The 26341-nt window shown below is 42.4% G+C and carries 31 protein-coding genes; 7 read left to right on the top strand and 24 right to left on the bottom strand.

The annotated features are described in order from the left end of the window. Position 1: 1 nt before the first annotated feature. From D8862_RS04795 to tsaB, 14 genes are all read right to left on the bottom strand, one after another. Positions 2 to 1063 carry a methionine ABC transporter ATP-binding protein gene (locus D8862_RS04795; RefSeq protein ID WP_000085698.1) on the bottom strand — a complete coding sequence of 354 codons (1062 nt, stop codon included), beginning with the start codon at positions 1061 to 1063 and terminating at the stop codon, positions 2 to 4. Then, entirely contained in the window at positions 1056 to 2429 is a 1374-nt protein-coding gene (locus D8862_RS04800) for a M20 family metallopeptidase (protein ID WP_000232092.1), read from the bottom strand. Before D8862_RS04800 ends, D8862_RS04795 begins: the two co-directional genes overlap by 8 nt. A 118-nt stretch (positions 2430 to 2547) precedes the next feature. Beyond that, complete coding sequence (locus D8862_RS04805; protein ID WP_125448943.1) at positions 2548 to 3402, bottom strand: MetQ/NlpA family ABC transporter substrate-binding protein; 855 nt, start codon at positions 3400 to 3402, stop codon at positions 2548 to 2550. 154 nt (positions 3403 to 3556) lie between these two features. After that, positions 3557 to 4402, bottom strand: a complete 846-nt coding sequence (locus D8862_RS04810) for an amino acid ABC transporter substrate-binding protein (RefSeq protein WP_125448945.1) — start codon at positions 4400 to 4402, stop codon at positions 3557 to 3559. A gap of 102 nt (positions 4403 to 4504) precedes the next feature. Next, a complete protein-coding gene (locus tag D8862_RS04815; protein WP_125448947.1) occupies positions 4505 to 4828 on the bottom strand; it encodes an AzlD domain-containing protein in 324 nt (107 codons plus the stop codon). After that, entirely contained in the window at positions 4818 to 5513 is a 696-nt protein-coding gene (locus tag D8862_RS04820; RefSeq protein ID WP_125448949.1) for an AzlC family ABC transporter permease, read from the bottom strand. Before D8862_RS04820 ends, D8862_RS04815 begins: the two co-directional genes overlap by 11 nt. A 143-nt stretch (positions 5514 to 5656) precedes the next feature. Beyond that, positions 5657 to 6262: a hypothetical protein gene (locus tag D8862_RS04825; RefSeq protein WP_125448951.1), complete on the bottom strand. Its 606-nt coding sequence runs from the start codon at positions 6260 to 6262 to the stop codon at positions 5657 to 5659. A gap of 203 nt (positions 6263 to 6465) precedes the next feature. Beyond that, entirely contained in the window at positions 6466 to 7134 is a 669-nt protein-coding gene (locus D8862_RS04830; protein ID WP_125448953.1) for a CPBP family intramembrane glutamic endopeptidase, read from the bottom strand. Positions 7135 to 7145: 11 nt separating this feature from the next. Continuing rightward, positions 7146 to 7820: a CPBP family intramembrane glutamic endopeptidase gene (locus D8862_RS04835; RefSeq protein ID WP_125448955.1), complete on the bottom strand. Its 675-nt coding sequence runs from the start codon at positions 7818 to 7820 to the stop codon at positions 7146 to 7148. 18 nt (positions 7821 to 7838) lie between these two features. Continuing rightward, positions 7839 to 8048, bottom strand: a complete 210-nt coding sequence (locus D8862_RS04840; protein ID WP_125449157.1) for a hypothetical protein — start codon at positions 8046 to 8048, stop codon at positions 7839 to 7841. A gap of 283 nt (positions 8049 to 8331) precedes the next feature. Continuing rightward, the gene (locus D8862_RS04845; protein ID WP_125448957.1) at positions 8332 to 9195 is read right to left on the bottom strand and encodes an Rgg/GadR/MutR family transcriptional regulator; all 864 of its coding nucleotides are present in this window, start codon (positions 9193 to 9195) and stop codon (positions 8332 to 8334) included. A 108-nt stretch (positions 9196 to 9303) separates the two neighbouring features. Further along, a complete protein-coding gene (tsaD, locus tag D8862_RS04850) occupies positions 9304 to 10314 on the bottom strand; it encodes a tRNA (adenosine(37)-N6)-threonylcarbamoyltransferase complex transferase subunit TsaD (RefSeq protein WP_125448959.1) in 1011 nt (336 codons plus the stop codon). Then, the gene (gene rimI, locus D8862_RS04855; protein WP_125448961.1) at positions 10304 to 10741 is read right to left on the bottom strand and encodes a ribosomal protein S18-alanine N-acetyltransferase; all 438 of its coding nucleotides are present in this window, start codon (positions 10739 to 10741) and stop codon (positions 10304 to 10306) included. Before rimI ends, tsaD begins: the two co-directional genes overlap by 11 nt. Then, a complete protein-coding gene (gene tsaB, locus D8862_RS04860; RefSeq protein ID WP_125448963.1) occupies positions 10738 to 11421 on the bottom strand; it encodes a tRNA (adenosine(37)-N6)-threonylcarbamoyltransferase complex dimerization subunit type 1 TsaB in 684 nt (227 codons plus the stop codon). Before tsaB ends, rimI begins: the two co-directional genes overlap by 4 nt. A 189-nt stretch (positions 11422 to 11610) precedes the next feature. Here tsaB and cibA point away from each other — a divergent pair, with 189 nt between their 5' ends. Continuing rightward, complete coding sequence (gene cibA / locus D8862_RS04865) at positions 11611 to 11793, top strand: fratricide two-peptide bacteriocin subunit CibA (protein WP_000180842.1); 183 nt, start codon at positions 11611 to 11613, stop codon at positions 11791 to 11793. Position 11794: 1 nt separating this feature from the next. Then, entirely contained in the window at positions 11795 to 11938 is a 144-nt protein-coding gene (locus D8862_RS04870; protein ID WP_061853253.1) for a bacteriocin, read from the top strand. Positions 11939 to 12211: 273 nt separating this feature from the next. Here the strand turns inward: D8862_RS04870 and D8862_RS04875 are convergent, their stop codons facing one another. Further along, positions 12212 to 12427: a hypothetical protein gene (locus D8862_RS04875; protein WP_125448965.1), complete on the bottom strand. Its 216-nt coding sequence runs from the start codon at positions 12425 to 12427 to the stop codon at positions 12212 to 12214. A 292-nt stretch (positions 12428 to 12719) separates the two neighbouring features. Here D8862_RS04875 and D8862_RS04880 point away from each other — a divergent pair, with 292 nt between their 5' ends. Together D8862_RS04880 and rnjA are read left to right on the top strand one after the other, a co-directional pair. After that, positions 12720 to 12953, top strand: a complete 234-nt coding sequence (locus D8862_RS04880; protein WP_000639587.1) for a DNA-dependent RNA polymerase subunit epsilon — start codon at positions 12720 to 12722, stop codon at positions 12951 to 12953. Between the two features lies 1 nt (position 12954). Further along, positions 12955 to 14637 carry a ribonuclease J1 gene (gene rnjA, locus D8862_RS04885; RefSeq protein WP_125448967.1) on the top strand — a complete coding sequence of 561 codons (1683 nt, stop codon included), beginning with the start codon at positions 12955 to 12957 and terminating at the stop codon, positions 14635 to 14637. A 37-nt stretch (positions 14638 to 14674) separates the two neighbouring features. Here rnjA and mnmG read toward each other — a convergent pair whose 3' ends face one another. The 9 genes from mnmG to apf form a co-directional block, all read right to left on the bottom strand. After that, positions 14675 to 16588, bottom strand: a complete 1914-nt coding sequence (gene mnmG, locus D8862_RS04890; RefSeq protein WP_125448969.1) for a tRNA uridine-5-carboxymethylaminomethyl(34) synthesis enzyme MnmG — start codon at positions 16586 to 16588, stop codon at positions 14675 to 14677. Beyond that, the gene (locus D8862_RS04895; RefSeq protein WP_000989473.1) at positions 16578 to 17009 is read right to left on the bottom strand and encodes an NUDIX hydrolase; all 432 of its coding nucleotides are present in this window, start codon (positions 17007 to 17009) and stop codon (positions 16578 to 16580) included. Before D8862_RS04895 ends, mnmG begins: the two co-directional genes overlap by 11 nt. 8 nt (positions 17010 to 17017) lie before the next feature. After that, the gene (locus D8862_RS04900; protein ID WP_185760835.1) at positions 17018 to 17473 is read right to left on the bottom strand and encodes an NUDIX hydrolase; all 456 of its coding nucleotides are present in this window, start codon (positions 17471 to 17473) and stop codon (positions 17018 to 17020) included. Positions 17474 to 17616: 143 nt separating this feature from the next. Next, positions 17617 to 18231 (bottom strand): MarC family protein, encoded by a 615-nt coding sequence (locus tag D8862_RS04905; RefSeq protein WP_002894248.1) that lies wholly within the window; start codon positions 18229 to 18231, stop codon positions 17617 to 17619. A gap of 19 nt (positions 18232 to 18250) precedes the next feature. Beyond that, complete coding sequence (gene mnmA, locus D8862_RS04910) at positions 18251 to 19372, bottom strand: tRNA 2-thiouridine(34) synthase MnmA (RefSeq protein WP_125448973.1); 1122 nt, start codon at positions 19370 to 19372, stop codon at positions 18251 to 18253. Positions 19373 to 19531: 159 nt separating this feature from the next. Further along, entirely contained in the window at positions 19532 to 20923 is a 1392-nt protein-coding gene (gene argH, locus D8862_RS04915) for an argininosuccinate lyase (protein ID WP_125448975.1), read from the bottom strand. Positions 20924 to 20950: 27 nt separating this feature from the next. Continuing rightward, the gene (locus D8862_RS04920; RefSeq protein ID WP_125448977.1) at positions 20951 to 22147 is read right to left on the bottom strand and encodes an argininosuccinate synthase; all 1197 of its coding nucleotides are present in this window, start codon (positions 22145 to 22147) and stop codon (positions 20951 to 20953) included. Positions 22148 to 22166: 19 nt separating this feature from the next. Then, complete coding sequence (locus tag D8862_RS04925) at positions 22167 to 22973, bottom strand: ABC transporter substrate-binding protein (protein ID WP_125448979.1); 807 nt, start codon at positions 22971 to 22973, stop codon at positions 22167 to 22169. A 277-nt stretch (positions 22974 to 23250) separates the two neighbouring features. Further along, positions 23251 to 23877: an aggregation-promoting factor gene (gene apf / locus D8862_RS04930; RefSeq protein WP_125448981.1), complete on the bottom strand. Its 627-nt coding sequence runs from the start codon at positions 23875 to 23877 to the stop codon at positions 23251 to 23253. Positions 23878 to 24117: 240 nt separating this feature from the next. On the opposite strand from apf, the gene sdaAB reads away from it, so the two are divergent. The 3 genes from sdaAB to D8862_RS04945 are packed head-to-tail and all read left to right on the top strand — an operon-like array spanning position 24118 to position 26327. Then, positions 24118 to 24789, top strand: a complete 672-nt coding sequence (gene sdaAB / locus D8862_RS04935) for an L-serine ammonia-lyase, iron-sulfur-dependent subunit beta (RefSeq protein ID WP_061853263.1) — start codon at positions 24118 to 24120, stop codon at positions 24787 to 24789. Positions 24790 to 24797: 8 nt separating this feature from the next. Then, positions 24798 to 25670: an L-serine ammonia-lyase, iron-sulfur-dependent, subunit alpha gene (gene sdaAA / locus D8862_RS04940; RefSeq protein WP_000500024.1), complete on the top strand. Its 873-nt coding sequence runs from the start codon at positions 24798 to 24800 to the stop codon at positions 25668 to 25670. A gap of 27 nt (positions 25671 to 25697) precedes the next feature. Then, complete coding sequence (locus D8862_RS04945; RefSeq protein WP_125448983.1) at positions 25698 to 26327, top strand: HAD hydrolase-like protein; 630 nt, start codon at positions 25698 to 25700, stop codon at positions 26325 to 26327. Positions 26328 to 26341: the final 14 nt, after the last annotated feature.

The following is a 26341-nucleotide window of genomic DNA, read 5'->3' on the forward strand; positions in this document are numbered from 1 at the left end:
TTTACTGTCCTCCCTTCAATACTTTTAACTGTACGCCAGCTTGGCGGATAGCTTCTTGAGCACCTGCTAGCGCTGCTTTTTCTCCTGACAAGACCACAACCAATTCTCCAACGGGAGTGCCATCGAGAATTTCGATATTTCCATAAAGGATATTAGCTGTTACTTGGTAATGCTTGTACAATTCATTCAAAAGTGGCTCGTCTGTCGAAGCCCCTGCATACTTGAGCTGTACTAAGATACTGTTCTCAGATAAGTGCTCTACGATTTCTTGCTTCTCAATCTTGACCATGGCTTCATCAATACCTGTAGCTGTTGAGATAAAGTCCTGGGTCAAAGGTTGTTTAGGGTCTGAGAAGATTTCAAGGACACTGCCCTCTTCAATCAAATGCCCATCCTGCATAACTGCCACACGGTTGGCAATGTCTTTGACAATCTGCATTTCATGCGTAATCAAGACAACTGTCAATCCTAATTTTTGGTTCAAATCTTGCAACAAGGCTAGAATTTGCTTGGTTGTCTTAGGGTCGAGGGCAGACGTTGACTCATCTGAAATCAAGATTTTCGGATCATTTGCCAAGGCACGCGCAATAGCTACACGCTGTTTTTGCCCTCCAGATAGTTGTGAAGGGTAGTTTTCAGCACGATCCGCCAAGCCAACTAAATCCAACAACTTAGCAACTTTTGCTTTCTTTTCTTCCTTGCTGAGTCCAGAGTGCTTAAGGGCAAAGGCTACATTTTCCTCTGCTGTCTTTTGACTCATCAGATTGAAATGCTGGAAAATCATCCCAATGTCTTGACGCTTACGACGCAACTGCTCTGCAGTCAAGGTCACCTTGCCATCAAAAATCACATCGTTATCAATGGTAATTTTCCCAGCAGATGGCTTTTGCAAGAGGTTAATTACCCGTACAAGGGTTGATTTCCCTGCTCCAGAATATCCAACGATTCCGTAGATATCCCCTTCTTGGATGTGAATGGTCACATCCTTGACCGCTGTGATGGTTCTCTTCTTCTGATGAAAAGTCACATCGATCTGATCTAACCTAATAATATCTCTACTCATAGCTTCTAATCAGCTCCTCTACTAATTCAATATGGGTGTAGTAATCTGCGATTCGCACGTTTTCATCTCCACCGTGGTCTCGGCTATTGGCATTCCCTAGACCAAAGGCCACCATGGGTACCTCTAGGGCATCAAAGACCGTATGCATAGGTCCTGTCCCCGCCGTTGTTGGCAAGACTGATACCCCCTGTGGATAGAATTTCTTGGCCAACTCGATCACATTGAGAATGGCTGGCGCGCTCATATCGCTTCGATAGCTCATCTCTCCCAAGGTATAGTATAATTCTACCTTATCAAAGCCATTTTTGTCTAGCTGTTTCCGAATTTTTTCCAGGACATCATGCGGTTCTAGGCCAGGAACCAAACGAATCTCTAACTTGGCACTAGCTTCTGCTGGCAAAATAGTCTTAACACCCTGACCTTGATAGCCAGACTGGATTCCTTCTATATTGAGTGCAGGTTCAAAAAAGAATCGTTTGAGAAAGGCAGCGCGGTCCTCTTGTAAGAGAGGCAATTCCAAGCCGTAAATGCGACTGATTTCCTCAGGATTGCGTTGGGCGTAGGTATCTACCAAGGCTAGTTCTCGTTCATTCGGCTCTTGAACATCCTCGTACAAGCCTTCTACTAAGATACGGCCATCAGCAGCTCGCAGACTACTTAAGGCCTGGATAAGATACCATGGTGCTGACTCCACGACACCACCATAACTCGAGTGGATATCTACATCCGCACTTTTCACCTTGGCATCAAAGGTCACGATTCCCTTGTTTCCACCAGAAATCTCTAACTGCTCCAAGGCGTTCTTTGTACCTTGTTCCCATACCAGCAAATCCGCCCCACGAAGTTTGTCTGCGTGTTTCTCTAAATACTTATCTAGATCCATGGAAGCAGACTCCTCTGCCCCTTCCATGATAAAACTAATATTGACAGGTAGGTCATCATGGTGTTGCATGTATTTTCTCAAAGCGCTCAAACGAGCCGTGATATGCCCCTTGTCGTCGTCAACCCCACGTCCATACATAAAGCCATTTCGCACAGAAAGGGTAAAAGGATCCTCTGTCCACACCTGGTCACCATCCGCTGGCACGGTGTCATAGTGGTTATAGAAGATCAAGGTCTTAGCATCTGGACGCGAACTCTTGAAATGCGTCATGACAAAGGGAGCCGTATAAGTCTCATCAATCTCCACTTCAGCCCCTACACGCTTAAAAATCTCACCCAGATAGTTTGCGACTTCCTTAAGTCCAACCTGCTGGGCAAAGACTGATTTCTTGGAAATTAAGGTGCGCAAGACTTCAAAATAATGTTGAGCTACATGATCCTTCTCAAATTTTTCAATCTGCTCTTGTTCGCTGGAAAAAACCATTTTCTCTCTCTTTCTACTACATACTTGTGTCCTTGGAACAACCCCAAGTGCCTCTTTAAAATCAACTCTCTATACAAAAGTAAGAGGTGGAAACTCTCTCCCACCTCCCTGTGTCTTATTACCAAACTGGTTGGTCCAAACCGTCTGATGTTTCTTCGATAACTTTTTTCACTTCATCAGTGTGGTAAGCCGCGATAATTTTCTTGATGGCATCAGCCTTAGGTGATGATTCCCAATCTTTTTTCGCAACGATGATGTTGTACCATTGTTTTGAGTTTTCATCAGCTTGTTCTTTGAAGAGTGCTTTTTTGTAGTCCAATTTTGCTTCTGTAACGAAGGTATTGTTTACAACGGCAGCATCAACTGATGACAATGAACGAGCCGTTTGGCTAGCGTCCAATTCAGTAATCTTCAAGTTCTTTGGATTTTCTTTGATGTTTGCGATAGTAGCAAGTTCAGTTCCAGAAACATCCAATTTGATCAAACCAGCTGATTGAAGCAAGTAAAGCGCACGGCTTTCGTTTGTAGCATCGTTTGGCACAGCGATTTCGCCCTTATCTGGGATTTCTTCCACTTTCGTGTACTTGTTTTCTTCCCCATTTTTACCTGAGTAAAGGCGGATTGGTGAGATGTACGTATCTGCAATCGCTACAAGGTCTTTCCCGTTTTCTTTGTTCCAGTTGTTCAAGAAGTTGTAGTGTTGGAAAGCGTTCAAGTCTACTTCGCCATCAGCAGTTGCCTTGTTTGGTTGAGAGTAGTCAGTGAACTCTGTGAATTCCAATTTAATACCATCTTTTTTAACCAATTCTTGGATTTTATCCCAACGTTTTTCTTCAGAACCGCTACGGTTAACTGTTGCGATTTTAACAACTGTTTCATTGTCCGCTTTCTTTTCTGAATTTCCGCAAGCTGCAAGAGTCAAACCTGCGATTGTAGCAAGAGCTGCTACACCGAGCCATTTTTTAATTTTCATGATTCTTTCTCCTTTAAAAATAATACCGTAATAGTATCTCATACTTTATTTGATTTAGCAAATTGTTATTAGATAGGCAGACATATAGTTTGAAACTATATGTCTAAAAATTGAGAAATCATCCGCCTTTCTCAGACTGGATGATTTCATACGACTATTTAATATCAGCTTCTGCTGGGAGGTAAGTGTCTCCGAAGAATTGTTTAGACAATTTTTCAAGTGTTCCATCTTTGTAGAGTTCTTGGATGCGTTTGTCTACAAATGATTTCAACTCATCTTGACCTTTAGCAAGAAGCGGGTAAACGTAAGGTTGTTGGTCGCTTGGAAGCTCAATCACTTTCAAGTTATCCAAACCTTGGTTTTTGATAACTGTTTCAACACCGATTTTATCAAAAATCTTGTAGTCAAATTGTCCATCGCTCAAACGAGACATGATTTGTTGGAAATCAGCCTTGGTGTAGTTAAGAACCGTTGGATTGTCTGCGTGTTGTTTGTTATAGTCTTCTAGTTGTTTAGCTGTTGTTGTTCCTTGAACGACTTCAGTAGATTTTCCACCAATATCATCGAGAGACTTAATACTGTTATCGTCTTTCTTTACAACGAGAACGTTAGGATTTTTAGCAGTTGGAGCCGCGTAAAGGTATTTTTCAGCACGTTCTTTGGTGTAGCTGATGTTGTTCACAGCCATTTGGTAGCGATCAGCGTCAAGGCCTGCAAAGACACCTGACCACTCTGTCTTTTCAAACTTGACATCGTATTTGTCAGAGTCTTTAAAGATAGCACGAACTACTTCAATCTCATAACCAGTCAACTCGCCATTTTCTTCGTAGTTAAATGGTTTTGGTGAAGCGTTGGTCGCTACGACAATTTCTTTCTTACCAGGTGTTGCTGCTTCGCTAGATGCGCTATCTTTCTTATCTCCACCTGAGCAAGCTGCTAGCACACCTGCGGCAACGAGTCCTAAGGCAGCAAGAGATGAATATTTGACGATTTTGTTCATGTCATTTCCTCCAAAATAGAATACTGTACTATCTTAACAGAAAATATTTTTTTTCGCCATTATATGATACCTATCTCGGTGATAGGTTTTTCTTATAGCTGATTAAAAGACCAGACGCAAGACTGCAATCAAGACAACTCCAAAGAGAACTGTGCCGACTAAATTGCGATAGCGAAAGGCTACCCAAGACGTTGGAAAGACTGCTAAAAAGTCTAGCCACTTGATTTGAGGAAAGCTTCCAACCTTACCTGTCACTACGCTTGAAAGGATCAAGGCAAAGATAATGGAAACAGGCAAGAACTTCAAAAAACGCTCAACGATAGCTGGCAACCCCTTGTACTTAACCAAGATGAAGGGAATCATACGGGGAATCCAAGTTACTAGACCTGAAAAGATAACGGCTAACAAAAGATATTTACTGACCATCTAAGACCACCCCCATGGTACAACCTAGCAAGGTCGCAAACAAAACCGCTAGTGACTGGGACACCACTGTCAAGAGCAAAAAGAAAGACACCGCAACAACTGCTAGGATCAGCAGCAGATTGCGGCCAGGAACCCGTCTTTGCATAATCTGGAATTGCGAAGTAAAAATCCCGATAAACATCCCAACAAGGGCAAAGTCCAAGCCAAAGACTTCAGGATTTGGAAGAAGGCCACCTAAAGCTGTCCCCGCAACTGTCCCAATAAACCAGGCTACATAACTGTTGAGATTGTTCCCGTGCATCCACATAGGATTGACTTTGTCTGTATGGGCTAATTCTCCCATCAAAACCCCATAGGTCTCATCTGTAAGGAGACTGGACATGCCGATATTTTGCCAGAGACTAGTATGACGGAAATAAGTCGACGCATGCAGACTCAACAAGAAGAGACGCAAATTGATCAAAAAGACCGTCATGGCAATGGCCGCCACAGGCGCTTGGACCGCAATCAATGCCAACATGGCAAACTGGGCACTCCCAGCATAAACAAAGAGGCTCATCAAGCCCATCTCAACAGGTGTCACATAGGGCGCACCGATAATCCCGCAAGCCAGACCGATACTAACATAGCCAAGGGCAGTCGGCATGGCAGCCTGAACACCTTCCCAAAATCCTTTTTCTTTCATCTCTCTCCTCTTATTTTCTTCGTTTGAGGCTGTTCATGGTCACAGCCACAGCAAGGAATATTATAACACATTCAAAGAAGAGAAAAAAGTTTAGAGTTTGAAACTTAGAGCTAGTAAAAAATGCTGAAATCCCATGAGTGTTATTAATGCATCCTAAACTGATCCACCCGAATAGTATACTTTTTATCTTCAATTTCTTTAGCATCTTCATCTTCTGTCGGATAAACATCGATCCAAAATTCTCTCCTTTGTCCTTTCAACTTGACTTTATAGCGATAGCCGTCATCGTATAGTCCTACCGTCTCGGTGGTTACAGATTGAAAATTCGGAAGAGCTTCAATTTCTTTTTTTATAGTCTGGGATAGATTGTTGAGCACTACATATTGCTCCCCTTTTGAAGCTACAAGAATATGAACTGTCGCTTCTTCCAAGCGATGCGATTTTGAAAATGTGAATCTTGCTCGACCTGTATAACCATTCAAAGCAATATTTTCGTAATCATAGAAAAGGCGACCTGTTTTATAGAAATAAGGGTCTTCAGCACGCCAAGTATCTCGATAGGCCATCTCTGTTTCCTCCACTACTTCGCTAGCCTCTCCAAATACTTCTTCAAAAGATTTAGGAGGCATGCCGAACGAAAGGGATTCAAACAAGACCAGTTGTGTCTTTTTAACATTCTGGCAAGCTGATAAAAGCATGAGGAAAGCTCCAAGAGCAAGCAAACTACTGATTATTTTTGTAAATTTCATATTTCTACTATACAACAAAACTCTAGAATTGACAAACTTTGATAGAGTGGGATTCCGTGATTGATTTNAAAATTGCTTCTTTTTATTTTAAATTGAGCAAGAGTCAGTAACAAACCGCCATAATAAGAAAAAGACTGGAGAGCCAGTCTTATTTATAATACTTAGCTGGTCAGTTCTTTTATTTTTATGATTGGAAAAAGAATCTAAAACAACAAGGGGAGAATTTGACCAATGCCATTGTAGACTATGTGAAGTCCAATAGGCCAATAAATCGACTTTGTCACTCTAAATAAAACTGCAAATATGAGACCGCCACCCATATAGAAGACAAAGTCTGTCAAGATCCATCCGTGACTACTAATGTGCAAGATTCCAAACAAAGCAGCAGAACCAAGCACATCCAGTCCCCATTTCTTCCCTTTTTCCAGAGCGGTCATCACCAATCCACGATAAATCATTTCTTCAAAAATGGGACCTGCAATCACAGGATAGAAAAAATACATCAAAAATACCGTAGCTCCTGTAAAAGTAGGAACATCCAGTTGATAAGCAATTTCATTTTTGGTAGGTGGGAAAATAAAAAATGTAAGGAAATTCCAAATAACAAAAGCAAGAAGAGCTAGAAAGGAATAAAAAAGATAGGAACCTTTAAATTTTTTACTGTTGATTTTCTGCCATTTCCCTGACCAAACCATAACAATAATAGCAAGCAGAACCACAAGAAAATTCAACATCATATCCGACAAATAATAGGCAAAGTCAGATAGACCAGCAGCAAGGTCGCTATGCAAAAGCAAACGAATGAAGAACTGGTCAGCAATGACAAGTAAAATAGCTATAAAAAAGTAGTAGTTAGAAATTATCTTTTTCATATTTCACCTTTCTAAAATCCAAACACCAATAAGCTGACGATAATTAAAAAGCTATTCCACAAGATGTGGAGTGCCATTGACCAATAAATTGAACGTGTATAACGAAAGAGCATACAGAGTAGCAGACCTGCTCCTGCATAAACGATGAAGTCTGTTAACACCCATCCATATTGTAAAACATGAATGAGACTAAAAAGAGTAGAGGAAACTATGACATCAACATAGTATGTTTTAAATTTAACTAGAGCTGTCATCAGAAGACCACGAAAGACCAACTCTTCAACTACCGGAGCAATGAGACTGCTATAGAGAATACGCGTTACAAAGTAACTAATTCCTGTCAAATTAGCTGCTTCTTTCACAATAGCACTCCCATTTTGCGTGCTGGGAAAGATCCGAGTCGTTATATTTACCCACAAAAACATCAATATAAAGGAAAGAAAGAAGATACCCAGATAGGACCAACGAAACTGGAATCGACCGTACTCTTTCCAACGTTGACTCTTTACAAGAATGACAGTAGCAACAATTCCCTCAATTACTATCAATAAAATTTGCATCCCATAAAATCCCAAATCAGATAACTGGCTCACTGAGTCTAATTTTGCTACAAGATTAAAAATCAAGTAATAGGACACAAGCACCAAAATGGTCCCTAGATAAAATTTCGTTTCTTTCCTTTTCATAGTTGATCCTTTTAAGTTTTATTTGCGTCTTCTTTCAGCCAAGCCTACCCAGAGACCTTTCATCCAATCAAAAGCTCCGTAAGGGCTTGGTCCAATACCTCCGCCTCCCCAAATCGGTAAAGCAATTCCACCACCATTGCCTGGGTTAACCACAAGGCTTCCTCCGTAAACTGCCTCTAACTCCACTTCTGTTAGTTCCATTGTTTCTGCAAATTGTAAATTCAACATCATTTACACTCCTTCAATTATTTCTATTTGTAAACCACTTCTGCGACCTAGGATTTGCTTCAAATGTCTTACAAGGACAGTATAACACGAAAATTGGCTTATTTTAGAAAATCGCATATTTGATATTTTTTCTCATGGAAATTTCACATTTGCGATTTTGATTGATTTAATTATTTCACTAATATAATATAGTTACCATTATGCAGGAGGACATGAAATGAAGAAACAAATCATAGCATTATTGACAATCGTTGCTGATATTATTATCATTTCCCATCTTTAACTAATCGATAAGTTCTTTGTATTGCTGTAATCGTAGTTCAAAAAGGGCTGTTAATTGTGGATTTTCTAATATTTGCAGAGATTGGATAAAGTGTTCAATCTCTTTTTGATTACTTCCCTTAGTTTGAAGGAAAACACTCATTTTCTTTAAAAATTGCCACAATAATTTCTCAAAAACATCATACGGACGAAGCATGCTTTCCAACTCGGACTCAAAGATTGGGATGTAAGAGAAAAGCTTACGCTCCATGAGCTCTGATATAATATTCAGATAGCCACTTTTCATGTACAGTCTATTGTGTGCCAATTCTTTAAATTCCTTGGATTTTTCGAGTAAGGAGGTTGATAAAAAGATCAGATCTTGATTACTCAAGAAGGGCATGGTATTGCAAAAAAGATAGAGTTCAAACCAGGTCCAAGACTCGATAGCATAGAGATAGCTAGTCAAAAACTCGCTATCCTCCTCTTCTAGCAGATAGTTTTTATCCAGAGAATGGATAGCGTTTTTAATCACAATAGCATTCAAACGACGATAGGTCTGCGCCATCTGTTCTTGTTCGACTTCCTCCAACAGTTGCTCTAAACCCGCTATATCTTGATAAGCAAAACGATCCACAACCTTTCGGCCAAATCGCATGTGTGGGGATTCTTGATAGTTGTTGAGCTTGTGTCCAAATTCATCAAAGGTCACATTTATCCCTTGGATAGCTAGGATCAGCTTATCCGCAGACAGCATAGACTGCCCTAGTTCAAACTTGGATAGCTGGGATGCTGTTAGACCCTCACAAGCCACATCTGACTGCTTGAGTTTTCTCGCAAGACGCAATTCCTTGTAAAATTCTCCTAATTCTTGTTTTTCAATCATCTCCTTACTCCCTTATCAACTCACTTTACTTTTCTATTCGTACAAATTTTTACTTTTTTAACATATTATAAAATATTTTATCAAAAAAGCCAGCCTCTAGCTGACTCTTTATTCTATGGTATCAAAGGCAAGACTCGGTTTGGCATTGAGATCCAAGCCTGCAAAGTTTTCTTTGTTCCACTCGCTGACGCTGGCATAGGCAATCATACCTGCATTGTCTCCACAGAGACGCAGGGGTGGAATGATGACCTTGACATCTGTGATTTCGGCTGCCAAGCGTTCTCTAAGACCTTTATTGGCTGCCACACCACCTGCCACGACTAGGGTTTTAACAGGGTATTTTTCTAAGGCCTTCTTGGTTTTGTCCATAAGAATATCCATGACTGCTGCTTGGAAGGAAGCTGACAAATCTTCCTTGGATAAAGTTTCTCCCTTTTGCTCGGCATTGTGGTGAAGATTGATAAAGGCAGACTTCAAACCTGAAAACGAAAACTCCAGATTATCTTCCTTAATCATAGCACGAGGGAAATCATAAATATCCTGCCCTTTATGAGCCAGCTCATCAATCTCGCGACCTGCTGGATAGGTCAAGCCCATGACACGGCCAACCTTATCATAGGCCTCACCAACCGCATCATCCCGGGTTTCCCCAACAATCTTGTAATCCCCAGCCTCAGAAACATAGACCAACTCTGTGTGTCCACCACTGATCAAGAGAGCTAGCAAGGGAAACTCCAAAGGCTCTACGCTCTGAGCTGCCATGAGGTGGCCCGCCATGTGATTCACAGGGATAAGCGGAAGGCCATGAGCCCAAGCAAAGGCCTTGGCAGCTGACAAACCAACTAGTAAGGCTCCGACCAAGCCCGGTCCATAGGTAACCGCAACAGCTGTCACGTCCTCTTCTGTAATTCCTGCTTCTGCTAGAGCCTCCTCGATACAGGCTGTAATGACCTCGACATGGTGACGACTGGCTACTTCTGGCACTACGCCCCCGAAACGCTTGTGACTCTCAATTTGACTAGCAATGACATTGGACAAGAGTTCATCGTCGTTTTTCAAGACAGCGACACTGGTCTCATCACAGGATGTTTCAAATGCTAAAATATATCTATCCTTCATCTATTTCTCTCTTCATGATGATGGCGTCCTCGACTGGGTCATGGTAGTAAGCCTTTCGCTCAGCGATGATCGCCATCTTTTCTTTCTTGTAAAATGCCTGCGCTCGTTGGTTTGACTTTCTGACTTCAAGGAAAATTTCCTTATCTGTCGGCAATGTTGCAAACAAGGCTGACGCAATTTCCTGACCCTGATAGGCTTTCTTGACAGCGATTTGCAGGACTTCTGCTTCAAAGAGATTCTCCTGCACAGCTAAAATACCTATCATTTCTGCTCCATCATAAGCCAGAGCATACCAAGTCTGGTCTTGGGACAGGCCTGCTTGGATTTGTTCCAGCGTCCAAGGACCGACTGGGTAAACATCTGCCATGACAGCGTAGATGGCTTGAGCCAGGTCAGGTTGCTGTTGAATTCGTTTGATTTCAATCATAGGCGTTTAATGTAAGATTCGCCAGACTCGGTGTGATTCTTAAGCCAATTTTCCTCAGCCTCAACTCGTTTGAGGTAATTTGGCACAAAGTCGTGCAAGGAGGCTGCTTCCCTATCCCAAGCCAAAAGAGCTAGATTAGCTGCATTTGGCAAGGTTTCTTGATAGCTAGCTTGTGGTAGCTGTTCTTGGATCTGCTCCACAAAGAGACCGACTTCTCCGACAAAGGTCACCTGCTCAGCATCCTTGACCTGCTCTAGCACTTCCGCAAAGGACAGGTGTGCTTCTGGCAAGACAGGCTGAGCATTTTCATAAAATCCTGCATAAACATTGTTGCGACGCGCATCCATCAAAGGAACCACCAAGCCTTCTTGTTGGCGTGGCACCAGAGTCAATAGGCTAGACATACCAACTAACTCAATGTTCAGGGTATGAGCCAAGGTCTTAGCAGTTGCTACCGCAATTCGCAAGCCTGTGTAGCTACCTGGCCCTTCAGCTACCACGATTCGGTCCAAGTCCTTGGGTGTCCAATCTAGACTGGCCATCAAAAAATCGATGGCAGGCACGAGGGTAATACTGTGATTTTTCTTAATATTAATAGTCGTCTCGGCAAGGACCTGCTTATCCTCCAAAATGGCTAGAGAAAGAGCCTTGCTAGACGTATCAAAAGCTAATACTTTCATAACACATTCCTATCTTTTTGTCTGTTTACTATTATACTACAAAAGCCAGCTCATGGGAATTTTCTTTCTTCCCAAACAAAAGGGCCTGACACTTAGGCAAAGAGTATGGTACAAAAATTCAAAAAAATTTTACATTTTTCCTATCTTTTCCGAATATATAAGTGAACAAGAAAAAAGGAGGAAAGTTCAATGACAAATTTTGACGTTCTTGACAATCAATTTTTATCGTTATCTGAAAACGAATTATCAGATATTGATGGTGGTCTCGCTCCCTTAGTTATCTTTGGAGTAGCAGTATCTTGGAAAGCTATTGCAGGTGGAACAGCACTTGTAGGTTCTGGTTTGGCAGCTGGTTATTTTTTAGGAGGTTAGTATGATTAAAGGTTTAGATAAGTATTGTGCAATTTCTAATAAAGAATTGCAAGAAATTAAGGGTGGTTTTGGCGTAGGTGTTGGTATAGCTTTATTTATGGCTGCTTACACTATCGGGAAAGATCTTCGTAAGAAATTTGGATAAGTCATGCTAGATAAAAGGCTCATTTTTAGAAGGGTAAATTTTATTCTCTTCATCTCTTACAGTTTGCTCATCATTTTCAATGATTTAAACATAATCGTTACACCCTTACCAGTTGATTCATCTGTTTACATTGTTTTCTTTTTATGCTTCAACTCGATTTTCGATACGAGAAATCATCATCGTAACAATAAAGAGCTCATCTAAAAATAGAAAAATCCGCTCCATCTATCAAGACGAGGTGGATTTTCTGTATATTTAGATGAATAATTAAGTTTAAGCATTTAAACCGAAGTGAAAAACGAGCCAGACAACATAGGTGACAAGAAGCAGAAATATAGAGTAGAGTGTTACAAAAGTCAGCTTCCAAAGGAATTTTGTTTTTCGGTGCTCTAGATATGTAAAAATAAGATTTCCACCGTATACACAGGCTACAAAAACTATAAACATCAAGAGGCGAACCCCGATCGCAAATTCAAACAAACTAAACATTCTTAATCCTCCTTGTTTTAAAAGCTATAGGGAACGTTCCCATCTATAAATTTCCCCTTCTCCTTCCATTATAACACCTTATAGCTATCCGACCAAGCCCTACTAATCTCTTTTTGCCCCTCTTTCCCTCACGACTTTCTCCATTTTCCCTCTTTTACTAATTTTTCATTTTGTGGTATAATTGAAATAATTGTAACGAATCAAGGTCAATCTAGACACAAAATGGAATGAAATCAAGCAAATCTCTGCTAAAAGTTTGGAATAAGTTGACCTATAAATAGAAAGGAACTATATGATTTACAAAGTTTTTTATCAAGAAACAAAAGAACGTAGCCCACGTCGTGAAACAACACGCTCACTTTACCTAGACATCGATGCCAGCTCAGAACTTGAGGGTCGTATCGCTGCTCGCCAACTTGTCGAAGAAAACCGCCCAGAGTACAACATCGAGTATATCGAACTCTTGTCTGACAAATTGCTAGATTACGAAAAAGAAACTGGCGCTTTCGAGATTACGGAGTTCTAATATGGCCTACACTCTTAAACCTGAAGAAGTTGGCGTTTTTGCCATCGGTGGTCTGGGAGAAATCGGGAAAAACACATACGGAATTGAATACCAAGACGAGATTATCATCGTCGATGCTGGGATTAAATTCCCAGAAGATGACTTGCTGGGTATCGACTACGTTATCCCTGACTACTCATACATCGTGGACAATATCGACCGCGTCAAGGCTGTTTTGATTACACACGGACACGAGGACCACATCGGTGGGATTCCTTTTCTGCTCAAACAAGCAAATGTCCCTATCTACGCTGGACCGCTTGCCCTGGCTTTGATCCGTGGAAAACTCGAAGAACACGGCCTCTTGCGCAACGCCAAACTTTATGAAATCAACCACAACACTGAGTTGACCTTTAAAAATCTCAAGGCAACTTTCTTTAGAACGACTCACTCTATTCCAGAGCCTTTGGGGATTGTTATTCATACTCCTCAAGGGAAAATCGTCTGTACGGGTGACTTTAAGTTCGACTTCACTCCAGTTGGAGAACCTGCAGACTTGCACCGGATGGCTGCCCTTGGTGAAGAGGGTGTGCTCTGCCTCCTCTCTGACTCAACTAATGCAGAAGTGCCAACCTTTACCAACTCTGAAAAAGTCGTTGGTCAGTCCATCATGAAGATCATTCAAGGTATTGAAGGACGCATCATCTTTGCATCCTTTGCCTCAAATATCTTCCGTCTCCAACAAGCAACAGATGCCGCTGTTAAGACTGGACGTAAGATTGCGGTCTTTGGACGTTCTATGGAAAAGGCCATTGTCAACGGAATCGAGCTTGGCTACATCAAAGCTCCTAAGGGAACCTTTATCGAGCCAAATGAAATCAAAGACTATCCTGCAGGTGAGGTTCTGATCCTCTGTACAGGTAGTCAGGGTGAGCCGATGGCAGCCCTTTCTCGTATCGCTAACGGAACCCACCGTCAGGTGCAACTCCAACCCGGCGATACCGTTATCTTCTCTTCTAGTCCAATCCCTGGAAATACTACTAGCGTCAACAAACTGATTAATATTATCTCAGAAGCTGGCGTCGAAGTCATTCACGGTAAAATCAACAACATCCACACCTCTGGACACGGTGGTCAGCAAGAGCAAAAACTCATGCTCCGCTTGATTAAGCCCAAATATTTCATGCCTGTCCATGGTGAATACCGTATGCAGAAAATCCACGCTGGACTAGCAGTGGATACTGGTGTTGAGAAGGACAATATCTTTATCATGAGCAATGGTGATGTACTTGCCCTTACTGCTAACTCGGCTCGTATCGCAGGCCACTTCAATGCCCAAGACATCTATGTCGATGGCAATCGTATCGGTGAAATCGGTGCAGCTGTCCTCAAAGATCGTCGTGATCTATCTGAAGATGGTGTCGTTCTAGCAGTCGCAACTGTTGACTTCAAGTCTAAAATGATCTTGTCTGGGCCTGATATCCTCAGCCGAGGCTTTGTCTACATGAGAGAATCTGGTGACTTGATTCGTCAAAGCCAGCGCATTCTCTTCAATGCAATTCGTATCGCACTGAAAAACAAAGATGCTAGCGTGCAGTCTGTCAATGGTGCCATTGTCAACGCCATCCGCCCCTTCCTCTATGAAAATACAGAACGTGAACCGATCATCATCCCGATGATCCTCACACCAGACGAAGAAGAATAAATCAACAAAACAGCCCCGTCTTCGGAGCTGTTTTTCTCTATGCTTTCTTTTCTTGATTTTTAGAAATACTACGATTTTTACCTTCCAGATACACCATCAAAATAGAAATATCTGCTGGGTTTACTCCCGAAATACGGCTAGCTTGGCCGATGGTTTCTGGATTGATGAGTTTGAACTTCTGACGAGCTTCTGTCGCGATAGAATCAATATCATCCCAATCAATATTGGCTGGAATGCGTTTTTCTTCCATGCGTTTCATCTTGGCAACCTGATCCATGGCTTTGGAAATATAGCCTTCGTACTTGATTTCTGTTTCAATCAATTCGATAATCTTGTCATCCAAGTCCTCAGCGGCAGGACCGATAAAGTTTACGACATCTTGATAAGACACTTCTGGGCGACGAAGGAATTCCTTGGCTGTCACGGCGTCTGTCAGAGGTTTGAAGCCCATTTCAGCAACCTTGGCATTGGTTTCCTTGACTGGCTTGAGTTTGATGCTATCTAAGCGCTGCATCTCATTTTCAAATTGATGTTTCTTGATTTCAAAACGAGCCCAGCGTTCATCGTCAACAAGCCCAATCTCACGACCCATCTCGGTCAAACGCATGTCGGCATTGTCATGACGGAGGATGAGACGATATTCAGCTCGACTGGTCAAGAGACGGTAGGGTTCAATGGTTCCCTTGGTCACCAAGTCGTCAATCATTACCCCGATATAACCGTCACTGCGCTTCAAAATCAATTCAGGCTTGCCTTGGATTTTCAAAGCCGCATTGATACCAGCGATAATCCCTTGGCCAGCAGCTTCTTCGTAACCTGACGTTCCATTTGTCTGACCAGCTGTGAAGAGTCCTGAGATTTTCTTGGTTTCAAGTGTTGCACGCAACTGATGAGGTAAGACCATGTCATACTCGATGGCATAACCTGTTCGCATCATTTCAGCATTTTCCAACCCTTTGATGGAATGAACCAAGTCACGTTGGACATCCTCAGGTAGACTGGTTGAAAGACCTTGAACATAGACTTCTTCTGTATTGCGCCCTTCTGGCTCAAGGAAAAGTTGGTGGCGTTCCTTGTCCGCAAAGCGCACAATCTTGTCCTCAATCGACGGGCAGTAACGAGGTCCCACTCCCTTGACCACACCTGTAAACATAGGTGCACGGTGGAGGTTATTTTGGATAATCTCATGACTGGTACCATTGGTATAGGTCAACCAGCATGGCACCTGATCCTTGACATAATCCTCATCACGTGAAGTGTATGAGAAGTGATTAGGCGCTTCGTCTCCTGGCTGAATTTCTGTCACATCGTAATTGATAGAAGAAGCCTTGACACGTGGAGGGGTTCCTGTCTTGAAACGACCGATTTCGAGGCCCAATTCCTTGAGATTATCAGCTAGGTTAATCGAAGCTAGGCTGTGGTTAGGACCTGATGAGTACTTGAGATCTCCGATGATAATTTCCCCACGGAGGGCCGTCCCTGTCGTCACGATAACGGCCTTTGCAGCATACTCTTGATGGGTCGCTGTACGCACACCGACAACCTTGCCATCTTCCACCAAAATCTCATCAATCATGGTCTGACGAAGGGTCAGATTTTCTTGATTTTCAACCGTCTTGCGCATCTCCTTAGAGTAAAGTTCCTTGTCAGCCTGCGCACGGAGGGCACGAACGGCTGGCCCCTTCCCAGTGTTGAGCATCTTCATCTGGATGTAAGTCTTGTCAATGGTTTTAGCCATTTCACCACCAAGGGCATCGACTTCACGCACAACAATCCCCTTGGCAGAACCGCCGATAGAAGGGTTACAAGGCATGAAAGCCAGCATTTCAATGTTGATGGTCGCAAGCAAGACCTTACAGCCCATACGGCTAGCTGCTAGGGATGCTTCTACCCCCGCGTGCCCCGCACCGATTACAATAATATCGTATTCTTCCGTAAAATTATAAGTCATTTCTTAACCTTTCAAAAATTTCTCGTAAATAAGGAACTAACTTCTCCTCCTCTAGAGCTTGAGCCATAGTAACCCATTTAAAGTGCGTATGCTCTTCAGGATCTAATCTGATAATTGGCTTCTCCCCAACCCACTCTGCTTTATAAACTAAGCGAGTAAAGACAGTATCCTTAGAGGTATCCAGTTGACTATCTTCGTGAAGAAGTTTGAGCGAACTGCTATCTAGTCTAACTCCCGCTTCTTCAATACATTCTCTAAGAGCTCCATCTCGCGGAAGTTCACCCTTTTCAACCCCGCCACCAGGAATATCCCAGTAAGTTGGATAAACGTTGGGTTGTCCTCTTTTAATTTCCGAACGCTGAATGAGCAAATAATCACTACCACTATGAACAAGTACATGGGCAATAAGCTTAACCATCATTTTCTCTCCTATTCCTCAAGATGAATGTGTCTTAGTTGGCCTTCCCAATCTGGTAAGGCTGTTTTTAAAAAGGCTGGGACTAGTTGGAAATCCTGGAGCTGGTCCAAGTCAATCCACTCACAGGGCTGCGATTTCTCATCTTCCTGCATGGTCAATGGGGCATCTTCGAGCAAGTCTACCAAATAATGAAACTCGATGTTGTGATAGGAAACACCGTCCTGTTCAAAACGATTTTCAACCACGAAAGCTAGCTGCCCAGCTTGAGCTTTGACACCCAGTTCTTCCCTCACTTCGCGGACTACTGCGTCTTCCGTTCTTTCATTGACTTGAATCGCACCGCCAATAGTGTAATACTTGCCCTTATCTTTGGTAACTAGGAGCTTGCCATTTTGGAGAATCAAGGCTGTCGCCCGAACGCCAAAAACCGTATTTCCTACTTTTGTCCGAAAGTCTTGTTGAGTCATTCTTGTCCTTTCCCTTAAACGACACAAAAACAGTCAAAACTCTGAGAAGTCCAGAACAAAAAGCCTGCAACATCCATGAGCTTTGACCATCATGACTATTGTTAAAGTTATTTTATCAAATCAAATCGTTTTGTCAATGCAAATCACTGTTTGAGCAAGGTCTGCACACTGACGATAATCATCTGTATTCCTATCGAGAATAGTAAAAGTCCCATCATTTTCGTTATAATTTTCATCAAATTTTCTCCCAAGAAGCCTGCAATTTGTTTTGCACTTCTTAACAGGAGATAAGTGATGACACATAGTAGAGCAAAAGCAACTACGGTTATCAGTTGATTCTGCAAACCTCCATTAGCCAGACTTAAAGCAGTTGTAATTGTACCTGGTCCCGCAAAAAGTGGCATTGCAAGAGGAGAAATAGCAATAGACATTGGATCTGAATTTACTGCTTGCTGCTCCATTCCTTTATAGCTGGGTGAATGATTACCATTAATCATATGATAACCGATAACGGCCACTAATATTCCACCAGCAATTCTGAAAGAAACAATTGTAATTCCAAATACTTTAAAAATGAAATCTCCTGAAAAGATAAAAACAGTTACAATAACAAAGGCAATCAAAAGACTCCTAAAAGCAATTTTTCGTGAAATTTTTTGACTATCATCTGCTACTAAAGCCATGTAAGCAGGAAGATTTGAAATTGGGTTCATTATAGCGAAAAATGCCATAAATGCATAAAAAAATTGAGAACTCATCATTTTTACTTAACTCCAGTTAGACATACTGACAAACTTTTCCGTCTTTATACGCTTGGTCAATCAAACCGCCACCTAGACACTCTTCGCCATCGTAAAAAACAACCGCCTGTCCTGGTGTGATCGCGCGCTGCGGTTCCGCAAAGATGACTTCTGCCTTGTCTCCTTTGACATGTACTGTCACCTTAGAATCAGGCTGACGGTAGCGGAATTTAGCCGTACATTCTATCGTAAATTCCTCTGGCATGTCACGAGTAAAGTGAACTTGACTGGCTTCTAGGCTTGTTGACATGAGCGAGTCATGATAGAAACCTTGGCCGACATAGAGGATATTCTTGCTGAGATCTTTTCCGACAACGAACCAAGGAGCATTGTCACCGCCATGTTGGCCACCGATACCAAGTCCGCCACGCTGACCGATTGTATAATACATCAGACCTGCATGCTCGCCCATATCGCGACCATCCACAGTCATCATGCGACCAGGCTGGGCTGGCAGGTAGTTACTGAGGAAGTTTTTAAAGTTCTTTTCTCCGATAAAGCAAATCCCTGTCGAGTCTTTCTTCTTGGCAGTCGCAAGGCCTGCTTCTTCTGCTAGTCTGCGAACTTCAGGCTTTTCCAAATGTCCCAAGGGGAACATGGTTTTTTGGAGTTGTTCTTGCGAAAGTTGGCTGAGGAAATAGGTCTGATCCTTGCCATTGTCCACGCCACGAAGCATGTGAACGATGCCATCCTCATCACGCGCCACTCGGGCATAATGCCCCGTCGCTACATAGTCTGCACCCAAGGTCATAGCATAGTCCAGAAAGGCCTTGAACTTGATTTCCTTGTTGCACATAACATCTGGATTTGGCGTGCGCCCTGCACGGTATTCCGCTAGGAAATACTCAAAAACGCGATCCCAGTACTCTTTTTCAAAATTGACAGAGTAGTAAGGAATGCCGATCTGGTCTGCCACCGCAGCCACATCTTTGTAATCTTCGGTCGCTGTACAAACGCCGTTTTCATCTGTGTCATCCCAGTTCTTCATGAAGATACCGATCACATCGTAGCCCTGCTCCTTGAGCAAGAGAGCCGTCACCGACGAATCAACACCACCACTCATCCCCACAACAACACGTGTTTTAGAGTTATCACTCATGGTAAGTCTCCCATCTATTCGTTTATTCACGATTGAAGGTCGTGTGTGCTTCACGATTGAAGGTCGCTTGAGCAGTATTCATTATAACACGCTTGGTTGGAGAAGACAAGAAAGAGGCTGATAAATCATCTCAACCTCTCTTTCTTCTTTGTAAACGAATCAATTCTCCCCTTTAAGTTCTTTCTTCGCTTGTTCTATCTGGTATTTCACTTGCTCAAAGCCAGTTCCTCCTAAGGAATTCCGTCTCTGAACAGCAGTCTCCGGACGCAAGTAGATATAAATATCCTCTTCAATCAAGGGATGGTAGACTTGCAACTCCTTCAAATCCCAATCTTGGATATTTTTACCATGCTTGATAGAGTCTAGAACCAATTTCCCTACTATTTCATGCGCTTCTCTAAAGGGGAGGCCTTTTTCTGCCAAATAATCTGCCAGTTCGGTCGCATTCGAAAAGTCATTCTCTGTAGATTGTTGCATTTTGGCCTTATTAACCTGCATGCTTGATAGCATACCTGCCAACACATCCAGAGAATTTAAAATCGTTTCTACTGTATCAAACATGCCTTCCTTGTCCTCTTGCAAATCCTTATTGTAAGCCAGAGGCAAAGATTTCATGACGGTCAATAGTCCAAGTAAGTGCCCGTAAACCCGTCCTGTCTTCCCGCGAATCAATTCGGCCATATCAGGATTTTTCTTCTGGGGCATGATAGATGAACCCGTTGAAAAGCTATCAGACAAGCTAATGTACTGATACTCAAAACTACACCAATTGATGATTTCCTCACAAAAACGACTCATATGCATCATCAAAATGCTGGCATTTGACAGGAATTCCAAGATAAAATCACGGTCACTCACTGCATCCAAGGAATTGGTATAGGGTTGTTGGAAGCCCAATAAATCACTCGATAATTGACGATCGATTGGAAAAGTTGTCCCCGCTAAGGCAGCCGCACCCAGGGGAGATAGGTCCGTATGTTTCAGGTTAAATGCGAATCGCTCGCTGTCCCTTTGAAACATATTGTAATAAGCCATGAGATGGTGGGCAAAACTAATCGGTTGGGCGTGTTGCAAATGAGTATAGCCTGGCATGATAGTTTCCACATGTTTTTCAGCCAAATCCAGCAAAACACTGTTCAGATTCGCCAACTTATTCAAGACATGCTCAAGCTGCTCCTTTAGATATAAGTGCATATCCGTTGCGACTTGGTCATTCCGAGAACGAGCCGTATGTAGTTTTCCAGCCAGAGGACCGATTTTCTCTGTCAGCAACACTTCCATATTCATATGAATATCTTCATTTGCAATATCAAAATGAAGCTCTCCTGCCTCTAAATCTCGCAACAAAGCTTTCAGACCATCTTGGATCTGCTCTGCCTCTTCCAAGCTTAAAATGCCGGTCTGTCCTAGCATTTGAACATGAGCTAGGGAACCCATCAAATCAAATTTTGCCAGCTGGTGGTCAAAGGAAATACTCGCACCGAACTGTTCTACCCAATCTTCCACAGTGCCTTCAAATCGACCACCCCATAATTTTGTATTTTTCGACATATCCTGTCGTCCCTTTCTATCGCGTCACTACTCTACATTTTTCTGAACTTCTGAATAAACCTTAGTCGGAAGCCCCCAAAGCTTGATAAATCCAACAGCCGCATCTTGGTCAAAGGTATCCGCACTAGTATAAGTCGCCAAATTTTCATCGTAAAGAGAATTTGGAGATTTCCGAGCCACTACCTGAGCATTCCCCTTATAGAGTTTAACTTTTGCAGTTCCATTGACAACTTTCTGTGTCTCCTTGATATAGGCAATCAAAGCCTGAGTTGCTGGGCTAAACCACAAAGCATTATAGATGAGATTGGACAACTCATTTTCGATAATAGGTTTGAAATGAGCCACTTCTCTCACGAGAGTCAAGTCTTCAATCTCCTTATGAGCTGCCAATAAAGTCACAGCACCTGGGCACTCATAAATCTCTCTTGACTTAATACCGACTAGGCGATTTTCCACATGGTCAATACGACCAACACCGTGTTTGCCTGCAATTTCATTGAGCTTTTGAATCAAATCCGCCACTTTCATCTTCTCTCCATTGAGGGAGATGGGCACCCCGCAGCTAAACTCAATATCAATAAATTCTGGACTGTCTGGTGCCTCTTCTGGAGAAGATGTGATCCCAAATGCTTCTTCTGGTGCTTGGTTCCAAGGGTTTTCCAAAACACCACATTCATTTGCACGTCCCCAAAGATTTTGGTCGACAGAGTAAGGATTGTCAAGGTCAGCTGGAACTGGAACGCCGTTTTCTTTTGCATATTGGATTTCTTCTTCACGAGACCATTTCCACTCACGAACAGGCGCAACTACCTTTAAATTGGGATCCAAAGCTGCAATCGATACTTCAAACCGAACTTGGTCGTTTCCCTTGCCTGTACAACCATGGGCAATTGTGGTTGCCCCCGTCTGATGAGCTATTTCAACGAGTTTTTTTGAAATAAGAGGGCGACTCAGAGCGGATACCAAGGGATACTTTTGTTCGTAGTAGGCATGAGCCTGAAGGGCCACTAAAACATAGCCATTAGCAAATTCTTCCTTAACATCAATGACATAAGACTCTACAGCCCCAACCTTGAGAGCTTTATCATGGATGAACTCCAAATCTTTTCCTTCACCCACATCCATACAAACAGCGATCACATCATAGTCTTTTTTTAACCATGTAATAGCAACTGATGTATCCAATCCACCTGAATAGGCTAAAATGACTTTTTCCTTACTCATTTCTCTTCCTTCTTTCTTTCTATTTTTCGATAGAGGCTTTAAAAGCATCATCAATCAATTTGTCCAACTCCCCAGAATCCTTCAACTTCTGGATGGTTTTATCAACCGCCTCTTTTAATTCTTTGCTGTCTTTTTTCATTGCAACAGCGTAGGAATCTTCTTTATCATTGTCAACATCAAACTCAGCGATGGCTAGGTCTGGATTATTCTCTACATATCCTTTCGCCACTGGCTCCTCAAAGATAACCGCATCCAGTTGCCCTGATTTCAAATCTGTTATCAAATTTCCATTTTTAGGAAGTGAAACGAGAGAAGAATTCTGCAAGCTTTCTTTGACCAAAGTCTCCTGTATCGAACCTTTCTGCGCTCCAACCTTTTTCTGAGCCAAATCCTTCACTGATTGGTAATTCGTTAATTCAGATTTTCTTACGATCACCTTATTTTTCGAAGTGTAGTAGGGAATTGAAAAATCGTAAACTTGACTTCTCTCCTCCGTTTTAGAAACGCCTGATATGGCAAGATCGGCCTTTCCTGAATCAAGACTAGCCAGTACATTGTCAAAACTCATTGGAGAGAATTCCACTTCCACACCTAGCTCCTTTGCGATGGCTTTGGCTAGCTCAACATCTGAACCTACAATCTGATTTTTTCCATCGACCAATTTCTGGTATTCAAATGGAGCAAACTCTGGATTTAGGGCCACCACTAATTTTCCTTTAGTTTTAATGGCTTCAACACCTTGGGATTGAGTGTTACTACAAGCAAATAATAAGGGAAACATAAGCAAACCAAACATCGTCATCAACAACTTCTTCACTTTATTCATAGAAAACCTCCTCTTATTTTTATACTTTTAAATTGTATAAATAATACACTTCTCGACAACATTTGTCAAGAAAAAACTGTATTTTATTCCATTTCAGTCAGGAAAATTCTTATTATATGATATATTTTTACATATAATAAGCTTATTTATACCATTTGAGTTTTAAAACAATTTGAAGGATTTTATTTGAATTATACAAATAGAGCATTACTGAGAATATCGTTACACCTTTTGTTATAGAGAAACAAAAAAAGAGCCCTAAAGGACTCTTGTATTCTTAATACCAACCGTTGTTAAGCCAGAAGTTCTTGGCAGCTGCCCATGAACCGTAACGTCCTGCAACGTAGGCATCTGCTACACGTTCTTGGTTTTCAGCTGAGTAGTCACCGTTCAAGTATGAATCTGTCAATTGGTAACGTCCGATGTAACGTCCGTTTGTCGCTGTGTAGCTACCACCTGATTCTTTTTGAGCGATCCACTCTTTGGCTTCTGCTTCAGAACCACTTACAGTTGAAGCTGTGTAGCTTTCTGCTTCATAAGAAGTGCTGTTCGTAGCAGCTGGTGCTTCGTAAGTTGTTGTTTCAGTTATTTCTTCGTAAGTCGTAGTCTCTTCGATTGTTTCTCCTGTTGCAGCTGGTGCTTCATAAGTTGTCGCAGCTGGTGCTGTCCCTTCGATGACCAAAACTTGGTCCACAAAGATCAGATGAATATCCTCTATCTTGTTTTTTTCTGCCAATTTTTCAACAGTAGTATTGTACTTCTCAGCGATTTCTGAAAGAGTGTCACCTGGTTTCACTGTATAAGTAACTGTTTCATCCGCAAAAGCAAGTGATGGTGCAAGGAAAGCAAGGAAAGTTGCTGCTCCTGCAAGAGTTAATTTAATTTGTTTAGTTGTTAATGTCATTTCTAAAAATTCTCCTTTTTACTATGCTTCTATCATACCGTTTGAATATTACCGTTTCTTGACGGTTTCGTGTAGAAATATTACAAAAATATTTTATATTTACTGAAACATTGATATTTTTGTCATAAAAGACAAGATTTTATACTATTTTTATCCATTTTTTCAGTTTTATAAGGGAAATAAGCGCAGAGGTCCATTCTTTGATATAATAGATATAAGAATCTTTGTAAGGGGAAACAGATGCACTCACTTCGTTTTCAATCTGTCTTTGACATTATCGGACCAGTTATGATTGGCCCATCAAGTAGCCATACTGCTGGAGCTGTTCGCATCGGGAAAATCGTCTCTTCCATCTTTGATGATACGCCGACAGAAGTCGAATTCCAATTATTTAACTCATTTGCCAAAACCTACCGTGGTCATGGAACGGATCTTGCTCTCGTCGCTGGTATATTAGGTATGGATACGGACGATCCCGACATTCCAAATAGCCTAGAGATTGCCCATAAACGCGGTATCAAGATTGTCTGGACCATTCAGAAAGACAGCAACGCTCCTCACCCTAACACCACTAAAATTACTGTGAAGAATGAACACAAGTCCATCAGTGTGACAGGTATTTCTATCGGTGGGGGAAATATCCAGGTCACGGAACTCAATGGTTTTGCCGTTTCTCTCAACATGAATACACCGACCATCATCATTGTGCATCAAGATATTCCGGGGATGATTGCCCATGTTACAGAAGCCCTCTCTCGTTTTGATATCAATATCGCTCAGATGAATGTGACTCGAGAAAAAGCTGGAGAAAAAGCCATCATGATTATCGAAGTCGATAGTCGAAGTTGCGAAGAGGCGATTGAAGAAATCCGAAAAATCCCTCATCTCCATAATGTCAATTTCTTTAAGTAGGAGGAAACATGTTTTATTCTATCAAAGAATTGGTCGAGCAGGCGGATCTAGATTTCCAAGGAAATGTCGCAGAGCTCATGATTGCGACAGAATATGAACTGACCGGCCGATGCCGAGACGAAGTTCTCCTCCTCATGGAGCGCAATCTAGAAGTTATGAAAGCCTCTGTCGAGCTTGGCCTTAGTGAAAACAAATCCCGCAGTGGCCTAACGGGTGGAGATGCGGCCAAGCTAGATCGCCATCTCAAAAGTGGCAAGGCCTTGTCAGACTTTACCATCCTATCAGCAGCCCGTAATGCCATCGCGGTTAATGAACACAACGCTAAAATGGGCTTGGTCTGTGCCACTCCAACCGCAGGAAGTGCTGGTTGTTTGCCAGCCGTTCTCACTGCAGCTATTCAAAAACTTGACCTCAGCCATGAAGATCAGCTCGATTTCCTCTTTGCTGCGGGTGCCTTTGGATTGGTTATCGCAAACAACGCTTCTATCTCAGGTGCTGAGGGTGGCTGCCAGGCCGAAGTTGGCTCTGCCTCTGCCATGAGTGCCGCAGCCTTGACCTTGGCTGCAGGTGGAACCCCCTATCAGGCTAGCCAAGCCATCGCCTTTGTCATTAAAAATATGCTGGGCCTCATCTGTGACCCTGTTGCTGGTTTAGTTGAAGTTCCTTGTGTCAAACGAAATGCCATGGGAGCCAGCTTTGCCTTTATCGCGGCTGATATGGCCTTGGCAGGTATCGAATCTAAGATCCCTGTCGATGAAGTTGTCGATGCCATGTATCAGGTCGGATCGAGCCTTCCAACTGCCTTTCGTGAAACAGCTGAGGGTGGACTCGCTGCCACCCCTACTGGCCGCCGCCTACAAAAAGAAATCTTCGGCGAATAAACTCATCTATATCTATTAGGAGAAACTATGCCCTCTATCTCAGCAATCTTTTTTGATCTAGACGGAACCCTGGTCGACAGTTCTATCGGGATCCACAATTCCTTTACCCATACCTTTAAACAACTGGGAGTTCCGACTCCTGATGCCAAAACCATTCGTGGTTTCATGGGTCCACCGCTTGAAACTAGTTTTGCAACATGTCTTCCCAAGGAACAAATCTCGGAAGCTGTTCAAACCTACCGTTCTTACTACAAGAAAAAAGGAATCCACGAAGCCCAACTCTTCCCCCGAATAACGGAATTGCTCCAAAAGCTTTCGCAAAACTATCCTCTCTATATCACCACTACAAAGAATACCCCTACTGCTCATGATATGACTAAAAATCTGGGAATCCATCATTTCTTTGATGGCATTTATGGTTCTAGTGCTGAAACACCTCATAAGGCGGATGTCATCCGTTATGCCTTGCAGACACATCTACTCCCTGCAGACCGAGTCCTCATCATCGGAGACACCAAGTTTGATATGATCGGAGCTCAAGAAACTGGCATTAAAAAGTTCGCTGTTACTTGGGGATTTGGAGAAGAGGCTGATTTGCTCAGCTATCAACCTGACTGGATTGCCCATACAATCGATGATATCATCAGTCAGCTATAACAAGCTAATAGCTT

The organism is Streptococcus oralis (assembly GCF_003942585.1).
In the GTDB taxonomy this organism is placed as follows: Bacteria; Bacillota; Bacilli; order Lactobacillales; family Streptococcaceae; genus Streptococcus; species Streptococcus oralis_BE.

Bases quoted from the DNA above. Each gene is read 5' to 3' on its own strand.
- D8862_RS04795 (WP_000085698.1), bottom strand. From the start codon at position 1,063: ATGAGTAGAGATATTATTAGGTTAGATCAGATCGATGTGACTTTTCAT.
- D8862_RS04800 (WP_000232092.1), bottom strand. From the start codon at position 2,429: ATGGTTTTTTCCAGCGAACAAGAGCAGATTGAAAAATTTGAGAAGGAT.
- D8862_RS04805 (WP_125448943.1), bottom strand. From the start codon at position 3,402: ATGAAAATTAAAAAATGGCTCGGTGTAGCAGCTCTTGCTACAATCGCA.
- D8862_RS04810 (WP_125448945.1), bottom strand. From the start codon at position 4,402: ATGAACAAAATCGTCAAATATTCATCTCTTGCTGCCTTAGGACTCGTT.
- D8862_RS04815 (WP_125448947.1), bottom strand. From the start codon at position 4,828: ATGGTCAGTAAATATCTTTTGTTAGCCGTTATCTTTTCAGGTCTAGTA.
- D8862_RS04820 (WP_125448949.1), bottom strand. From the start codon at position 5,513: ATGAAAGAAAAAGGATTTTGGGAAGGTGTTCAGGCTGCCATGCCGACT.
- D8862_RS04825 (WP_125448951.1), bottom strand. From the start codon at position 6,262: ATGAAATTTACAAAAATAATCAGTAGTTTGCTTGCTCTTGGAGCTTTC.
- D8862_RS04830 (WP_125448953.1), bottom strand. From the start codon at position 7,134: ATGAAAAAGATAATTTCTAACTACTACTTTTTTATAGCTATTTTACTT.
- D8862_RS04835 (WP_125448955.1), bottom strand. From the start codon at position 7,820: ATGAAAAGGAAAGAAACGAAATTTTATCTAGGGACCATTTTGGTGCTT.
- D8862_RS04840 (WP_125449157.1), bottom strand. From the start codon at position 8,048: ATGTTGAATTTACAATTTGCAGAAACAATGGAACTAACAGAAGTGGAG.
- D8862_RS04845 (WP_125448957.1), bottom strand. From the start codon at position 9,195: ATGATTGAAAAACAAGAATTAGGAGAATTTTACAAGGAATTGCGTCTT.
- tsaD (WP_125448959.1), bottom strand. From the start codon at position 10,314: ATGAAGGATAGATATATTTTAGCATTTGAAACATCCTGTGATGAGACC.
- rimI (WP_125448961.1), bottom strand. From the start codon at position 10,741: ATGATTGAAATCAAACGAATTCAACAGCAACCTGACCTGGCTCAAGCC.
- tsaB (WP_125448963.1), bottom strand. From the start codon at position 11,421: ATGAAAGTATTAGCTTTTGATACGTCTAGCAAGGCTCTTTCTCTAGCC.
- cibA (WP_000180842.1), top strand. From the start codon at position 11,611: ATGACAAATTTTGACGTTCTTGACAATCAATTTTTATCGTTATCTGAA.
- D8862_RS04870 (WP_061853253.1), top strand. From the start codon at position 11,795: ATGATTAAAGGTTTAGATAAGTATTGTGCAATTTCTAATAAAGAATTG.
- D8862_RS04875 (WP_125448965.1), bottom strand. From the start codon at position 12,427: ATGTTTAGTTTGTTTGAATTTGCGATCGGGGTTCGCCTCTTGATGTTT.
- D8862_RS04880 (WP_000639587.1), top strand. From the start codon at position 12,720: ATGATTTACAAAGTTTTTTATCAAGAAACAAAAGAACGTAGCCCACGT.
- rnjA (WP_125448967.1), top strand. From the start codon at position 12,955: ATGGCCTACACTCTTAAACCTGAAGAAGTTGGCGTTTTTGCCATCGGT.
- mnmG (WP_125448969.1), bottom strand. From the start codon at position 16,588: ATGACTTATAATTTTACGGAAGAATACGATATTATTGTAATCGGTGCG.
- D8862_RS04895 (WP_000989473.1), bottom strand. From the start codon at position 17,009: ATGATGGTTAAGCTTATTGCCCATGTACTTGTTCATAGTGGTAGTGAT.
- D8862_RS04900 (WP_185760835.1), bottom strand. From the start codon at position 17,473: ATGACTCAACAAGACTTTCGGACAAAAGTAGGAAATACGGTTTTTGGC.
- D8862_RS04905 (WP_002894248.1), bottom strand. From the start codon at position 18,231: ATGAGTTCTCAATTTTTTTATGCATTTATGGCATTTTTCGCTATAATG.
- mnmA (WP_125448973.1), bottom strand. From the start codon at position 19,372: ATGAGTGATAACTCTAAAACACGTGTTGTTGTGGGGATGAGTGGTGGT.
- argH (WP_125448975.1), bottom strand. From the start codon at position 20,923: ATGTCGAAAAATACAAAATTATGGGGTGGTCGATTTGAAGGCACTGTG.
- D8862_RS04920 (WP_125448977.1), bottom strand. From the start codon at position 22,147: ATGAGTAAGGAAAAAGTCATTTTAGCCTATTCAGGTGGATTGGATACA.
- D8862_RS04925 (WP_125448979.1), bottom strand. From the start codon at position 22,973: ATGAATAAAGTGAAGAAGTTGTTGATGACGATGTTTGGTTTGCTTATG.
- apf (WP_125448981.1), bottom strand. From the start codon at position 23,877: ATGACATTAACAACTAAACAAATTAAATTAACTCTTGCAGGAGCAGCA.
- sdaAB (WP_061853263.1), top strand. From the start codon at position 24,118: ATGCACTCACTTCGTTTTCAATCTGTCTTTGACATTATCGGACCAGTT.
- sdaAA (WP_000500024.1), top strand. From the start codon at position 24,798: ATGTTTTATTCTATCAAAGAATTGGTCGAGCAGGCGGATCTAGATTTC.
- D8862_RS04945 (WP_125448983.1), top strand. From the start codon at position 25,698: ATGCCCTCTATCTCAGCAATCTTTTTTGATCTAGACGGAACCCTGGTC.